Raw genomic sequence first — 16,292 nt, 5'->3', positions numbered from 1 at the left:
CCACAAGTGCCACTCATCAAGATTTCAAAAACTGACTTTCGTCTTTCGTCATAATGGCCAGAGAACGGGAATTTCGTACTGTCAACCGCGTATTAGGAGAACAGCCACGCCTTGGGCCATTCCCCGCCGACCAAATTGTTCCCTGGAGTGCGATCGCTCTCATCTCTTACATGGTAGTCAAGGGTTTTATGCAAGCTTCCTGGCTGGCAACCGGAATGGTAACTGCTTGGGGATGGGCAACTTGGTGGACGGTAAGTGCCAACAAAGCTTTCTTGGGTAAGTTTGTCGGCACGCCGCGCATCACCCGTGGCTATAAACCTTTTGTTTCTCTCGTTAATCCTTTACAACCTCAATCCCAGAAAAAGCACCAGCTGAAAAAACGCAGATAAAGCTGCTCAAGTAAAAAATATCACCGAACGAAACTACAGGCTATGAGTTCGACCGCCTCAACGAAAACAAAGGACAAAATTGGTAAAAAATCCCTCGATACCGAACAATTAGGTGTTGTCAAAAATCTGACACCGTTTGAGGATATTACTCATTTAGCCGGGATTGCAAGTATCTCGCTTGCTGGTCGTAGAGATATCGGCGCACTCATCCTCCAGAAAAAAGAAGATATTCAAATCAAGTTCTGCTTCGACGTACAAGGAGTCCACCCGTCTTTACCAGAAGAACAGATTATCCCAATTTTTGAAAATATTGAGGGTGGACTCAAAGAACTTCCCGAACGCGAAACCTTAACAATTCATCTTGGTTCGTTCACTGATGATTTTCTCCGACAGCAAGAACTAAAAAAGATAGAGGATAAATGCGACCTAGAGCAACTAACTTTATTAGTGCGATCAGAACGTCTGCGGGCAAGAGAACTTACTAAAGCGGGAACTCGTAAAAATAAGTTTTTACGTTTCTGGTGTACCTATAGTGTGCTGGCTTCTGAAGATAGTCGCTCAAATGATGCAATTGAAAAAACTATCAAACAATTGCAAAATGCCTGGTTCCAATTTACTGGACAAATTCACAGTGTTCGGCAAGAACGAATCGAAACAATTTTACGGGATAGTTTTACCTCTGGGTTTCAACGGTGGGAACAACTTTTGACAAACTCGATGGGGCTTTCAGTGCGAGCAGTCACGAGTGAGGAAGTATGGTCAATTCTTTGGAGCCAATTTAACCGTAGCGATGCACCCAAAGTTCCCAATCCCCTCATATTAGATGAAGAGGGACTTCGAGAAGTTCAAACTAGCGATTTTCACATTCGCCACCTGATGCTAGAGAATGAAAAATCTGTCCCGTTTCTCGATCGCAGCTGGGTAAGACTGCAAGACAGGTATATCGGCGTTCTTCAGTTTAGCGAAAAGCCCCAGGGCTGGGTAGACGAATACGCCCAGCTTCGATATCTCTGGGAGGTAATATCCAAAGAAAAAATCTCCGACACCGAGATTATCTGCCAGCTATCTAAAGCCAACCAGGGACTCGCCAAAACTGCTCTGCAACGGATTACCAAACAGTCAATTACCTCCAGCGCGATGTCTTCTGAAAAGGGATCAATTGACGTAAAAGCCAATATGAACATCGAGGAGGCAGTTAAGGCACAAGAAACTATCCTCAGAGGCAGTCTCCCGATTCATACTGCTGTTGTTTTTTGTGTCCATCGTCACAGTCGTCAAAAACTTGATGAAGCTTGCCAATACCTTTCTAGCTGCTTCTTGCGACCTGCTGTAGTTGATAGAGAAATCGAGTATGCCTGGAAAACATGGTTACAATGTGTACCTGTTGTTTGGGAAAACCTACTTACAAGGCCCTTTAACCGTCGCCTCCCCTATTTCTCATCAGAAGTTCCCGGACTCATGCCGATAGTTAGAACAGCTACAGGAGATAAATCCGGGTTTGAGCTAATTGCTGAAGAGGGAGGAACTCCAGTACATCTTGACTTGTACAAGCAGCACAAAAATCTTGCCATTTTTGGTACTACCCGTGCGGGTAAATCTGTCTTAGTAGCAGGTCTATTAACACCTGCCTTGGCTCAAAACATTCCCGTAATTGCGCTTGATTATCCCAAACCCGATGGTACTAGCACGTTTACCGACTACACCAAATTCATGGGAGAAGAAGGGGCATATTTCGATATTAGTAAAGAATCAAACAATTTATTTGAATTACCTGATTTAAGGGGATATGAGCCTGAAGTTATTAAAGAAAGAATGACCGATTTCAAGGAATTCTTGAAATCAACATTAATGATTATGGTACTAGGGACAAATCCTGTAGGGGTAAGTCCGACAACAGTATCAAATATTGAAAGTATCATTACAATCACAATTGAAACTTTTTATAACGATGAAGATATCAAACTTCGGTACAAGCTAGCCCTAGAAAATGGATTGGGAACACCTGAATGGGCAGATATTCCCACACTTAAAGATTTCTATAATTATTGTTCGCCTGGATTTATCAAGCTCGATTCCATCACCAATAATAGTAAAGAAATCCTCGATGCCCTTGACCAAATCAGATTACGATTAAAGTTTTGGCTAAATTCACGAGTTGGGCAGTCAATCGCCAATCCATCTAGCTTTAAAACTGATGCTCGATTGCTTGTATTCGCACTGCGATCGCTTGGGAGTGAAGCCGATGCCGCAGTCCTTGCCCTGAGTGCCTATTCCGCAGCCTTACGTAGAGCTTTATCATCTAAAGTATCAATCTTTTTCTTAGATGAAGCACCAATTTTATTCAATTTTGAGAGCATAGCCGAGCTAATTGGTAGACTCTGCGCTAACGGTGCAAAAGCAGGTATACGTGTAATTTTATCTGCCCAAGAACCAGAAAGTATCTTCCAAAGTAAGTCTGCTTCCAAGATATTTGCTAACATCACAACTCGCCTGATTGGTCGGATTCAAATATCGGCAGTTGACCCATTTGTGAACAGGTTTAAATATCCTTATGAAATTATCGCGCGTAATAGTACCGAAGCATTCTTCCCAAAACGTGAAAGTATTTATTCACAGTGGTTACTTGACGATAATGGCAAACTTACTTTCTGTAGGTATTATCCTGCTTATTGCTTACTTGCAGCAGTAGCAAATAACCCAAACGAGCAAGAATTACGCACTCTATTTCTCAATAAATATGCCGATAATCCAATGCTGGGTATGGTGAAATTTTCAGAAAGCTACATACAAATGCTTCGGGGAGATGAGTTAAGCCAAGAAGCACAACAATTATTCGATAACAATAACAATCAGCAATTAAAGTCAGCATAAATTATAGAAGAAAAACTAAGAATAACCTGGATTTATAAAAACAAGAATCAATAACTCATAAACAAGTGGCTTAACTTTAATTGCCACATTGATTATTTTATCCACCAAAAGTATGAAACCAAAATTCAAGTTTACTAAGAAAGGAGTAATAATCGGGTCAATAATTGGTCTGGTTACTTTACTCGGTACAGCACCTAGCTATGCCTTTTCAATTGACGATTTCTTCAAGGTTTTAGGGAAATTCAATAACTATTTTGAGGAAACCAAAAAGGAACTCACTTCAGGAACTAATAAATGGGGTGGGATGAAAGGCGAAGCTAAAACTGCTATTCAGACTGGCAGTATGGATATGCCAGACCCAGTAAACTCAGCCGAAAAGCTCAAAGAGCAACTTAAGAGCAAGGGTAACTGGAATGAAAGCAACACAGTTGAAGCTGCGGTCAGTGCAGCTAACGAACTGGAGAGAGAAACCACCCGCGCCACGATCGCCAGCGTCTTAGGGGAAGTCGGTCAGGAACGTACCAAAAATGAGATAGAAGCAACTGAACAAACTGTAGCTGAGGCCAAAGAACTCGCAGAATCTGCACAACCAATGGATGCTTCACAAAACATCCTCAAGGTCATTGCTGCTCAAAACTCGCAAATTGTCTCAATGTTGGGTCAATCTCGCATTGACGGACTGCAAACACGGCACGATGCCCAGCAAACTAACTTAATGCTATCTCAACTTGCCGAACAAGGGGCAAGCGATCGCCGTCGTCAAAACCTGATGATGGACGGTATTAGCGCCCAGTATATCGAAATCAGTGGGTTTAGCAGTCTCAAAACTACCGCAGGTGAATAATTCACCTTAATTAGTTGGTCATCTCTGCAATTGAGATGACCAATTCTCTATCAGGTACATAATACAGACCATGTTAGAACATCTTGTAATTGCAACCGACCCATTCTTTGGACAAGACATTTTAGAAAATGCGTCAGCTGGAGCGCAACTAGTAGCAGAAGGTTTCAATGAACTTTGGCAGGAAACCCTCAACGGTAACTTGTACGGCTCGATGTGCAAAGTTGGTCAGTTTTTTGCGATCGCTACACTCACCCTTTTTATGGTTGAGTTAGGCAAAAACTGGATAAATCAAGAAGATATGAAAGCTCTCTCCAGTTGGATATGGCCCATTCTGGTTATCGGGCTACTAGCTAATAATGGCACTTTACTCAGAAGTGGAACACTCGCCATCCGGGGATACATTAATACTGTTAATAATGACATCCTGGAATTTACTGCTGCCGGAGCCAACCTAGAAGTAGCATTCAACCGTGCAGTCGGTAATATTGCCCTCCAGCAGCAAGTAGGGGCGGCAATGGAAAGATGCCGTTCCATCCCTGGTAACACGCAAGATTCAATCACCTGCTTGCAACAAGCAGAAGCAGAACTTAAAACCTCAGCCCCTGATCTATTTAAAGGAGAAGCCCCCGATAGCGGTAGTTGGGAATTTAACCCACTTCAGGCTTTATCTGATGCCAAAGACGCGCTCGAAAATCTCTCCCCTGGTCAAATCGCCGAAAAGATTGGTAATACTATCACCAGCACAATCGGTTCAATGATTACCGGATTTGTCGCAGTCATCCTCCTCGCCCTCAATAACGCTTACCAGTGGGGTATCGAATTCACGATGCTTTTAACTGCCCTACTTGGCCCGTTGGCAATAGGCGGTTCGCTACTCCCCTTTGGTGCAAAACCTATTTTCGCTTGGCTAACTGGTTATTTCACCGTTGGAATGGCGAAACTCTGCTTCAACATAATTATTGGTTTGTGCGGACAACTTATCGCTAATTCCGAACAAAATCAACCGATGATATTTCTGCTTTTTGTTGGGTTAGTTTCTCCTATCCTGGCATCTGCATTAGCCGCAGGTGGTGGAATAGCTGTTTGGACAGGATTAGGTAAAACAGTAGCATTTGGCTCTGAAATTGCAGCAGGAATCGCTACTGGTGGAGCAAGTACAACTGCTACGGTTGCTGTCAACGCCACCAAATTTGTTAGTTCCAAAATCAAACTTAGAAAGTAATTAACAAATAATTATGCTTAAACCTAAGTCTAAATCTCAACCAGCTCGGCTCCTCAGTTATGGGCAATCTACGTCCACACCTATTGCAATGGCGATCGCGGTTACAGCAGGAGGAACTATCTTATCTACCCTATTGCAAATCATAAATATTGGTATGAGTGCTAGCACAAATCATCATGTCAAAGGCATGACGATAGTGCAACTCCAAGATGGGTCTATTTCACCTGGTAAATTTGCTGCTCCCAACGAACGCGAAGCCGAAACTATCAAACGCTTTATCTCAGATAGCATGATTAAAATGTTCGGTTGGAACGGAATAATCGAAGCAACAGAGAATGGTGAAAATGTCACTAAACCTGATAGGGGAATAGATATTCAAACAACAAAAAATAGTAGAAAAAAAATTCCCACTAGAGCCTGGGAAGCTGCATTTGCACTATCTGAAAACCAAGATTTTCGGGCAAATTTTCTCAAGAAATTAGCAGAAATCGTTCCAAGTGGTGTATTTAACGGTGAAGTTCAAGTTTCACTTGTAACTCGCCATATCTCTGAACCCAGAAAAATCAAAGATGGACAGTGGGAAGTCGATTATATCGCTACGCTCGTCAGCTTTAATAGGAACGAAAACCAAGGCAAAGGAATCGCTTTTAACAAAACAATTACTGTCGAAGCTGTCGATACTCCCAAATTACCAAATAAGCCAACTGAACTCGATAAGAAAATTTATTTAGTACGAGAACCAGGTTTAGAAATTACTCAAATCGTTGATTATAACCTCGGTAAGAAATAAAAATAGTTAATCAAGAAGAAAACTATGTTACAGCTAGAAAATGAGGCTTCCAATAAACATATATCTTCCGTAAATAGCCTTTTACCAATTGACAGGGCAGAAGAAGATGAAGTTGAAAATTCACAATTTGAGGTAGTTGAAGAAGATGAAACTGAAGTAGAATACCCCGCGTTAATCCAAACTAAACACGACTTTGTTACATCTCCCTGGTCAAGATTAGGAATTATTGGTGGTGCATTTGGTGCTGGGTTTCTAGTTATATTTGTTGTCCTCAACGGCATGATGAATGGGGGTAGTAAAAACGCCAAAAAGCCAGAATTAACTACTCCAACTCCCACAGTTGCCGCATCTGAGAAAAAAGAAGGCGATGTTTATGCCAAACTTGCCCTCGCCAAGCAACAGGAAGAACTTGATGCCCTAAATGGTAAAGCTAACACAGAAGACAAAGAGGAGAAAAAAGAAGCTACTGAAGAAGAACAAGCCAAAAACCAAGAGAAAACCCGTTCTATTCGACAACGAAGGGTAGTTGCTCAAGAAACTCCCCCTACTTCCAGAAGACGTGTATACCGGGAAGAAACACCCGAACCTGTTAGACCAACACGTAGAGTAGTGGCCTCACAGCCAATACCACCTCTGCGTCCTAGCGCTCCTCTGCCAAAATTTGCCAAACAATTAGTTGCCAGCAACCAGAGTGTTGCCAAAGATCCAATAGCCGAACTCGAACGCCTGCGTAACCTGGGTTCGGTTGGTCGAGTTGAGTATATGCTAGCCAGTACCACTGTCAGTGAACCTACAAACACAACAGTACAAGAAGTTACAGGTAAAACTGAAGAAACATTACGCCCAGCAGAACAAAATAGCAATCGCTCCGGTCGTCGCCGTAGCCGACGCAGCGAGAATACCGAAACAGTTACCAATACTCCTAATCAAGTTGAAGAACTGCGCCCGCGTTGGCAACCTATAACCACAAATGATAGTACTCCTGAGTATGGCAATACTGATCACAAAGATAACAATCAAGCCGTGCCAGTTATTTATAGCTTCTCGGTGAAAGAGCCACAAATTAGCTTAGAACTTGACAAAGAAAAGACCGTAGAATCCAGTTCTGCTAGTAATAAAGAAAACAACTCCACTCAGCAAGCCGAACAAGTTGCAAATAACTACCTGCCAGAAGAAGCGCAGATACTCCAAGAAACACAACCGCAGTATTTAGTTGTCGGTTCGTTTGCAAGTGCAACCTTGGTAACTCCACTCGTTATGCCCCAAACCAGTAATAACGCTCGTTCCCAGGAGCAGACAAATACATTACGGTTTGTCGCCCGGTTGAACGAGCCGCTTTATAGCAATACTGGTGAAATAGCCATTCCCGCAGGAACGCAAGTAACTATCGCTATGATTTCGGTTGATAGCACATCAGGCGTGCGTGCCGAAGTCACGGCCATCCTCAAGGATGGCACAGAATATCCTCTATCACCTGGAACGATATCGGTTTTGGGAGAGGCGGGTTCACCCCTAATCGCCAGACCTTACGACGACAAGGGATCTGAAATTGCCAAATATGATGCCACATTAGGGACAATAGCTGGTCTTGCCAAGGTAGGGGAAATTATTAACCAGCCGGATGAAGAAGTCACAGAAGATTTACCTTTAGGTGGGACAAGAACCCGCAGCCGCAATAACAACCGCAACCTGGGAGCTGCTTTCCTTGAAGGTGCCTTTGGTAAACTTGGCGAAACAGTCAGCAAGCGGACAGAACGTGCTACTGACGAAATCAATCGCCGTCCCAATGTTTGGTATGTGCCTAAAGACACCAAAATCACAATCAAAGTCGATAGGTCAATCAAGCTGTGAAACTAAGAGATATAGCAGATTTTAGTTTAAGGATGCCTTGGGCGATCGCCTCTGGCACTGCGCTCCGCGCAATCGCCTTTAGCGGATGCCTCACCATCACCTCCGTGCTTGCACCAAACCAACTTGTACTAGCAAATACTATCCGTCAAGTCGCAGCGTCCCAGGTATCAGGGGAAAATGCTCAATTGCAGACAGTTAAGGTCTGGCCCGGACATGGGGTATCAATATCGTTCTACAACACCAGAGAAATTATCAAGAAAATCTGGCTGGATGACCCATCTAGGTTTGTTTTTGATGTAGACGGATGTCTTGAGGGCTTGGGTAAGTGTTCTGGAAGCAGCACGGGTGCAGGACTAATTCACATTCGCCGCATCGAGACAGTCAAAATCCCCGGTTTACCACCAGCTCCTTACGGGGCGCACATGACGGTGATTACCGAATCTGGCTCAACAAGGAAAAGCTATCACTTCCGGATTGTAGCGGGCAGTGGCACACCAGAGTACAGCCAAATTGAAATTATTGGCGACACTCCTAGCAAACCTGAAGAAGTAAAACCAAAGGTCAGTTACACCGCATTATCTGATAGCAGACATATCGCCAAAGGGATGCAAGTTGCTCTAAAAAACCAGTGGGTTACGACAGACAGCAAGCTCTGGAAGCGTCTGAACCAACTTGTGGAGTTGCGATCGCAAGGAGAGGAACTTGTCGTCGCCGCCAGCACCGCCGGAGTATCAATGCAATTGGTTGAAAAACTCATGCTACTGGGTGGAAAGCGCTTGTTAGAAATACCACCACAGCGCAATAACCCTCTCACAACAACAAATCTAGGTAAATCAAGTTTTAAAGAACAGTGATGTATACCGAAAATCTCACCTCTAACAACCAAATTTTAGATACTACAGCAGAGGTAACTGCGATGCCTTTGGCGGGCGTAGCCATCGTACCAGTGAGAGCTGCAAGCCAGGAAACTACTCACAACAAAACCAACCGAGGGCTTGAGTATCGGATAGAAAAATTTAATAAATTACGCTACCTGATGGTTGCAGGACTTATTGCTGGGCTTGCCCTACACGGATTAATCCGATATGGAGGTAGCTATAATATCGGCAGTCTCTTATTCGGCAATAAAGCGGTAGCTCAAACAGTTCCATCGAAGTATTCAAATTTGAACACTTCGATAAATAAGACAAAACAAGCCAAACAGCCACAGCCCGTTGCAACTAAATATGTCAATGGCGCACCTACTCCCGATTGGAGCAGTATCACGTTTAGAAATATGAAATTTGGCGGTGCTGGCAGTGTTGAATTTCCTAATATCAAAAACCCTGGTATGAAGGAGACACGCACCTGGAGTGCTGGACAAAGCCTTGCTGAAGTCATGGAACTGGGTGATTTTGAAGCAACCGAGTTCAATATTGAAGATTTCACGCTTGAAGATATCGCTGGCATCACGGGCATTCAACTCGAAAATCTCAAACTGTCAGATTTTGAAACACTCGATTGGCAAACACTCGAAGACCTCGCCGAAGCAATTCCTAATTTAGAAGATTCAGAAGTCGGAGCCATCCCACCAATTCAAGAACTAGTGACCAAAGTTACAGGCAGCACTGCAAGCTACCAAACTGTTGGTGAGGTGCTGGACAATTATCCCCAACTGGGAGAAGTGGAACTTGGTGAGTATGTCAAACTTGATAAATATAAACTCACCAGCATCCCTGGTATTCAGAATGCACAGCTAAAGGACTTCACTAACTGGCAAAACACAACAATTGGTAAGGTTCCGGGATTAGCTGATGTACCGTTCGATCAGTTCCCCAGTGTTCCCATCCCTGATGTTAGCTTTATCGGCAAAGTAGACTTACCCCTCGGTTCCCTTGAAAGCGGACGCTGGAAGTCTATATCTGGTAGCTATCAAGCTGGGTTTAATGTCCCGTGCGAGAAAACGTGCGGTCACATTGAAGTTTCGGGTAGCGATATTGTAACTGGCGCACAATGGATGTCCGGTAAAGACCAAAAAGTTAAAGGCGGATTTGGCATCTTGGGCAGCCTCAACGGTGGCAAAGAACCCACAGGTCGTCACCCCTTTGGGAAATCATTTAAACAAGTCATCTGGGACATTAACGAAGCGGACGGCAGTATCACCACCGCAATGTTCTTCCGTATCTGCAAGCGGGGATGGGTTGACTTGGGTTGCTCGCCCTACTTCATTGGCCCAGTTCCCTTCTTCACCTACCGCGAGATAGACCCAATTATCCTTGGTACGCCCCTCACCGTACCTAAAAATTAACAAGTAAAAAGGCAATCATAGAAGAATTTATCCTCTCTAATTTTTGACTTGAAGAGGACACACTAGACAACCAATGAAGAAATATGCAACTTCACTTCACCGCATATTTCTTCGATTTCCTCATGCAATTAACACAGATTAATATGAATAATTATCTGTTTGCAACTGCTAAAACTAAGACAGTTAGAGAAGTAAAAGCTGCTCATAAAAATAGCAATACTGACTTTAGTAAGTATACAGATAAGCTCATGTCACCTCAAGGTTTGGCACTGGCCGGGGGAATTGGCTTATTGTTGCTTTTACAGCTTTTTAGTAATGGTAAAAAAGGCAAGCTTGCTACTAGCTATTGGGGTGGAGCAAAGGAAACCGCTCAAGCTAAGAAAAAAGCCCTCAAGCAAATCGTCGCTCCTAAATGTGATAGTGCCAGTTTATATATTGGAGTACATAGATACAAGGGTCAAAAATTACCCCAAGGAAGTGGGGGAGTTCCAGTTTATGTACCCGATGTCCAACGCGGAACTGCTGTAATTGGCGCACCTGGTAGCGGTAAATCATTCTCGGCTATCAACCCGATGATTTACTCAGCAATTGACCAAGGTTTTGGTATAGTATTATACGATTTTAAGTATGCCAGTCAAGCCAAAATTGCCAGTTATGCCAAATCCAAGGGGTATGACGTACATATCTTTGCACCGGGATTTCCCGAATCAGAGGTATGTAACCCAATCGATTTTTTACGCGACAGTAGCGATGCTGAAACTGCACGGCAGTTAGCTACGGTAATTAACAAAAACTTCCGCCTGTTAGGTAATGCATCTGAGGATGCCTTCTTTGGCCCCGCCGGCGACCAGTTGACGCAGGCTATTTTAATGCTAACCAAAGAGTTTGGCGACCGCGCTGATATTATGACGGCTGCGGCAATACTTTCTAGCGAGAAGATGGTCGAACGCTTGATGGCAGCCGAACTAAACCCTTGGATTAGAATAGCTTTTGGTCAATTATTTAGCTCGGCTGGCTCAGAGAAAACTGTAGCGGGTATCGCTGGTAGTGCTTCATTGATGTTCACCCGGTTCATGGCAAGGGGTACATTGGGATGCTTTGTTGGTAAAACAACCTTGCCCCTGGAGGTAAAACGCAAACAGATGATTATCTTCGGGTTAGACCGCGAACGCCGCGATGCTGTCAGCCCCCTGATGACTAGTATTCTTCACATGGTAGTTTCCCGCAGTATTGCCAAAAAACGTAAGGAAGACGGCCCATTAGTAGTGTGTCTTGACGAGTTGCCAAGTATCTTCCTTCCAGATTTATTTAGATGGCTTAACGAATCTCGTTCCGAAGGATTCTGCGGTATCCTGGGTTGGCAAAATATGGGTCAGCTTGAAAAGATTTATGGTAAAGAAATCTCTAAAGCTATCCTTGGTGCGTGCGGTACAAAATTTGTTTTTAATCCTGGTGAAGAAGAATCAGCACGATTATTTTCTGCATATTTAGGTGAAGAGGAAATTAAATATAAACAAAAATCTCGCTCAACGGGAGGGGGTAAATCCAGCACATCTATCAGCGAACAAGAACGGACTCGTAAGCTATTCGAGCCAGCCCAATTCCTCAAATTACCACCTGGGAAATGTCTATTTATCAACCCGGCTTATAGTAATAAAAATGAGGGTTCAGTACCACTATTAAAAAATATCAAAATCCCCAAACATATCATTGGATTAGAACAAGAAAATGACGCTAACTGGGATAAACTCATCAAAGAGCTTGCTAGGAAAAGTACCCAGAAAAAACCCACACAGGAAGATTTAGATTTACGAGTCAAGGAAGTAGATCGGAAGTTCCCTATCCCACAAGCACCCGTACAAGCGGGCAATGCACCTTTACCTGTTGATGCGTACAAGAGCTTTTTCTGAAAACTTTAAGTTTAATGACCAACTGGTTTTTATAAAGCATAGTCAGGCTGTTTGAATTTATAGATTATTTTCACCACATTTAATATATGTTTGACACCAGACACACTCAAATTAATGAATCATATTTAGGTACAGCCGATACTGCAATTCAAACAAGTCGAGAATTAAGTAAAAGCCTCATCAATGTACTTACTAAGATAACTAAAGTAATTCTCGAAAAACTCAAAGAAGCTCAAGAAGCAAGTAAAATTGCAGTTAAAGTTGGCAAAGATATCTACAATCTTGTACCTGATGAATCTACCCCTGGTGCGTATAAATGGGAAAAGGTAGATTTAACCAGTCAAAGTATAAAAAGCAATCAAGAAACTAATATTGTGTTAATGCCCGATTTATTAGTAGAAGGTCAATACACAATAGAAACTGAACCTTTTACTGACTATCAAGCACAAACAATTGCTGCAAGATTAGTAGAAGATGTACCCAATTTCAATAGTGATTATCAGCAAACAAGTGATAATACTCTAAAAATTACAGCTTATCTAGAGTCAGATGGTTCAGCAAAACAAATCGTTATCTACGAACAAAATAGCGAAGGTAAATGTACAACTAATCTCGTCACTGGAATACTTACTCCAGATGAAATAATAGATGTAGCAAGTGAACCACTAGTTAAGTTACTACCTCCATCTGCTGACATTATTAACAATCATAAAGATACAAAAGACTTATTATTTGATAACGGCAACCCAGATGTAACAAAAGTAACTGCATCCTTAGATAATTTATCAGTAATATTGAACGAAGATAATCAACCATTAAATTCTGAAATTGTAACTACACCAGTTAACTTGGATTACGAAGCAGAGGAAGCTGCGGTAGGTTTTATAAATGATATCGACATTAGTAATCCACCCGACTTTGACTCCCCACCAGATGTTAATTATTATCAGTCTCCTGTAGTCAAAAACTATCCTGAATCAGTAGAGCAGACACTCAACGAACAATCTGAAACTAAGATTCAAGCAGTCGAATCAAATACTTCACAACAGTTACCACAAGATGAAAACAGCGAAAACAGTTCGTCTATAAATCAAGAAATTAACTTATCTGTTGAAATAGAGGTAGATGACAGGTTTGGAGATGATGTGGTCAATAATCTTCAAGAAGAAATCGCACAGTCCGAAGAAACTATTCAAATTCAACCGATAGTTACTAGTAACCCTCAATTTCAAAATCAAGCTGGAGAGGAGGTAAATGAAAATGTAAATCCCAATCAGTTTTTTGCACAAGAGCCAGAGGAGCAAACGACTAATAATCGAAAAAAATATGCACCTAAGTTTACGTATCAAGATGTAGAGCCAGCAGCACAACAGTGGGCGCGTCAGGTTGAAGTACCTATTTATCAAATAAATAATAAACAAGCGCGGGAAGAACGTTACAACGGGGAAAATAAAGACATTGCTGAAACTGCGATCGCAATGCTAAAAAAATACGGCACTCTTGAACAAGATGGTTCACGTATTTACCGTAGCGATACATTTGTGATTCGCCAACAGGGAGACACTGTTAGCATTCACCGCCGCAGTGATGAACTATTTGGGTGGGAGAACTCTTTGATGGATTTTAAACTCAACAAAAAAGAGGAACCCAAAATCACGAAAAAGCCGACAGAGATGTTACCTGTTGAACGTCAGGAGTTTCTGATTGTGGCAGAATACTTAGGCGACAATGGCAAGCTACCTGACCTCAACAATGCAGATATCCGTGATGTAGCAAACAGCTTGGGAAGTCTTGCACCTGCCGGCACGATTAAAACGCTGGAAGTATTTAAACAAAATGAGATGTTACACACCCTGAATAATGTCCTCATCCAGGCTGATAAGGAGGAACTTACAGTAGGTGAATTTACCATCAAGCGATCGCGCAACCCCGAAAAAAATCGAGCCAGCTTGCAATTATTTAAAACTACCGAAGAAAAAGGTACTCAGGAACTTGTCCGGTTTGATCTAACTAAAACCGAAGCTGGCATTACCAAAGAAGTTAGCAAGATGAACATCTCTGAGTACGACATCAACCAAATTCAGTTTATTGCCCAAAACGCCGGCAAACTCAACCTGGAACACATCTTTGGTGACGAACAATCTACTCCCAGCACCACATCTGCACCCAAAAAACGAGTAATACAAGCAGTTGGCGATTTGCCTGTCACAGTTCACCCTTACATCGCCAAGGAATGGGCAAATATGGTCAAGCATGGTGGCCCTGGCTGGGGAGGGGCAATGAATCAAGGCAATGAAGAAATTCTTCAACGGATAAATGAGAACAACGGCAAGTTACCAATTGCCGACCAGCGAGAGATGTACTTCAAGATTATGACCCATAAGGCAACTGAGGCACAAAAGCAAGGAGAAACAGTCGTCGATTTTGTTCCGCTTAAAGATATTATGAATGACTTACAAGTATGGCGAGGAGAAGAAATTCGGCAGCAATATACCCCTACTGAACACATACCCTCCCCTCAAAAGCAAACTGTCGCTGCTGCACCTAAAACCAAGTCAAGAGAAGTTGAACTATAAATTACCCGTCACCAAGTTTGCAAAGTTGCATTGGCAATATAAAAACTTGGGTTTAGAAGTTACGCAAATTTACATCAGTTGTAAATTTCAACTCAACAAGCTTTTCATTTATTTTAATGATTAGTTTATTGTTTTAAATAACACAATATAAGGGGAAATTACTACGCAAAGCTCACGCAGATACTCAATGTAGTATTTCAAGCGAAAAATCAAAAAGTGAGCTTAACATCTGAATTAAAAAATAGAAATTCACCTATAAGGGCATGGTTTGACTCTAGACTAAACCAAACAGTTATTAGAATGATTACTAGCCATAATCAACTATTAGAAAAACAAGAAATTATCAGACCAGTTGATGGTGTAGATTTTCCATTAGTAGGAAATGCGATCGCCAAAGCACTTGCTAAGTATCTAGGAAACATCTATGAAGATAAAAGATGGTTTACTAATTGTCTTGCTCAGGTTGGAGCCAAAGCTCTCAAAATAGAATATGCTTTTGATTACTGCATTACAAATTCAACTTCCCTTGAAGAAGAAGCTCTAAAGTGTATGCTACTGGGTGCGTTAGAAAATTATGCACGCAGCCGTAACATTCATGAAATTATTCAACCTTTTCTCCAAGGAGAAAAAAGCCTTCAACTTGAATCAGAATATTTCAAAAAATGGCTTCCTACTATCCAAGATACATCTCAAATTATCGGTATTTTACCCCGTACTTGGCAAACTGTAGCTAATCAAGTAAGTGGAAATATCACCTGCAATGCTTCATACCCTTTAAGTGAATATCTTGGAGGTGCTGATTGCCAGATAATTGCTGGAAATACTCTCATCGATGTACGAACAACTGCTAAAAAGCGTCCCTTCTCTCTAGAAAATTTTTACCAACAAATTAGTTACGTCCTGCTTGATAGCAATGATACCTATAGTATCAATCAACTGGTCTGGTTTTACAGCCGCCAACAGTCGGTATTCTTCTATCCTACTGACAAAATATTCCGCGACTTGCAAGCAACAAGAGAAGAATTTAAGAAAATGATTCTTGATAACTATCACACAAATAGGCTAGCAGAAAAAAATAAGTGTTTATATCTTCCCCAGTAAGGATAAAAATATGATTCAAGACTTTCAACTTTCAACTCAATCCTAGCTTCAATATCCACTTCGATGGTATGAAGTATCACGCCAAGATTCACTTTGATGATGCTTTTGAAACTGAAGCAGAAGAAATTGCAGCAAGTGATATTAGCTCTCTTGCTGCTAAAGTCTCTAACCGTTGGCGAAAGTATGAGTTAGTCCACAAAGAAGGTAATCGGCTTTTTAATTCTGGAAATTCCAATCTTACATATCTTGAGCTAGCACCTTTAAATCTCTTAACCGCTCGATGCACTCCAAACTGTGGGTCTACCTCAATCAATAAATGCACATGGTCTGGCATTATCTCCATTTCTAGAATTTCTACATTAATATCAAGTGCTATTTGTGCTATTAATTCTTTAAGTCTCGAAGTAATAGCAGTAACCAGTACCTTTTGCCTGTATTTTTGACAAGAAAT

Annotated in this window: 11 protein-coding genes and 1 pseudogene; 11 read left to right on the top strand and 1 reads right to left on the bottom strand. The window is 42.0% G+C overall.

Annotated features, from left to right (window positions below; all coding sequences use genetic code 11):
- Window positions 1-53: 53 nt before the first annotated feature.
- The 11 genes from IQ244_RS06040 to IQ244_RS05990 all read left to right on the top strand — a co-directional run bounded on the left by IQ244_RS06040 (window position 54) and on the right by IQ244_RS05990 (window position 15,841).
- Window positions 54-389, top strand: coding sequence for a hypothetical protein (locus tag IQ244_RS06040; RefSeq protein ID WP_193890912.1), 336 nt, complete (start codon window positions 54-56; stop codon window positions 387-389).
- A gap of 42 nt (window positions 390-431) precedes the next feature.
- Window positions 432-3,260 carry a hypothetical protein gene (locus tag IQ244_RS06035; protein WP_193890908.1) on the top strand — a complete coding sequence of 943 codons (2,829 nt, stop codon included), beginning with the start codon at window positions 432-434 and terminating at the stop codon, window positions 3,258-3,260.
- A gap of 112 nt (window positions 3,261-3,372) precedes the next feature.
- A complete protein-coding gene (locus IQ244_RS06030) occupies window positions 3,373-4,104 on the top strand; it encodes a hypothetical protein (protein WP_010993861.1) in 732 nt (243 codons plus the stop codon).
- Between the two features lie 70 nt (window positions 4,105-4,174).
- Entirely contained in the window at window positions 4,175-5,326 is a 1,152-nt protein-coding gene (locus IQ244_RS06025) for a hypothetical protein (RefSeq protein ID WP_193890905.1), read from the top strand.
- A gap of 13 nt (window positions 5,327-5,339) precedes the next feature.
- The gene (locus tag IQ244_RS06020) at window positions 5,340-6,116 is read left to right on the top strand and encodes a hypothetical protein (protein ID WP_010993863.1); all 777 of its coding nucleotides are present in this window, start codon (window positions 5,340-5,342) and stop codon (window positions 6,114-6,116) included.
- A 24-nt stretch (window positions 6,117-6,140) separates the two neighbouring features.
- On the top strand, window positions 6,141-7,967 hold the full coding sequence (locus IQ244_RS06015) for a TrbI/VirB10 family protein (protein WP_193890902.1): 1,827 nt from the start codon (window positions 6,141-6,143) through the stop codon (window positions 7,965-7,967).
- On the top strand, window positions 7,964-8,821 hold the full coding sequence (locus tag IQ244_RS06010) for a hypothetical protein (RefSeq protein ID WP_096560886.1): 858 nt from the start codon (window positions 7,964-7,966) through the stop codon (window positions 8,819-8,821). The genes IQ244_RS06015 and IQ244_RS06010 overlap by 4 nt, the downstream gene beginning before the upstream one ends.
- Window positions 8,821-10,254, top strand: coding sequence for a hypothetical protein (locus IQ244_RS06005; protein ID WP_096560887.1), 1,434 nt, complete (start codon window positions 8,821-8,823; stop codon window positions 10,252-10,254). The genes IQ244_RS06010 and IQ244_RS06005 overlap by 1 nt, the downstream gene beginning before the upstream one ends.
- Window positions 10,255-10,397: 143 nt before the next feature.
- Entirely contained in the window at window positions 10,398-12,164 is a 1,767-nt protein-coding gene (locus IQ244_RS06000) for a type IV secretory system conjugative DNA transfer family protein (protein WP_193890899.1), read from the top strand.
- Window positions 12,165-12,250: 86 nt separating this feature from the next.
- A complete protein-coding gene (locus tag IQ244_RS05995) occupies window positions 12,251-14,740 on the top strand; it encodes a hypothetical protein (protein ID WP_193890896.1) in 2,490 nt (829 codons plus the stop codon).
- 300 nt (window positions 14,741-15,040) lie between these two features.
- Window positions 15,041-15,841, top strand: coding sequence for a hypothetical protein (locus tag IQ244_RS05990; protein ID WP_193890893.1), 801 nt, complete (start codon window positions 15,041-15,043; stop codon window positions 15,839-15,841).
- 178 nt (window positions 15,842-16,019) lie between these two features.
- Here the strand turns inward: IQ244_RS05990 and tnpA are convergent.
- Window positions 16,020-16,292 (bottom strand): annotated as a pseudogene (gene tnpA / locus IQ244_RS05985) (IS200/IS605 family transposase); the annotation flags it as partial.

Source organism: Nostoc sp. LEGE 06077, from assembly GCF_015207705.1.
Taxonomy (GTDB): domain Bacteria; phylum Cyanobacteriota; class Cyanobacteriia; order Cyanobacteriales; family Nostocaceae; genus Nostoc_B.
This window is presented reverse-complemented; position numbering and strand designations above follow the sequence as displayed.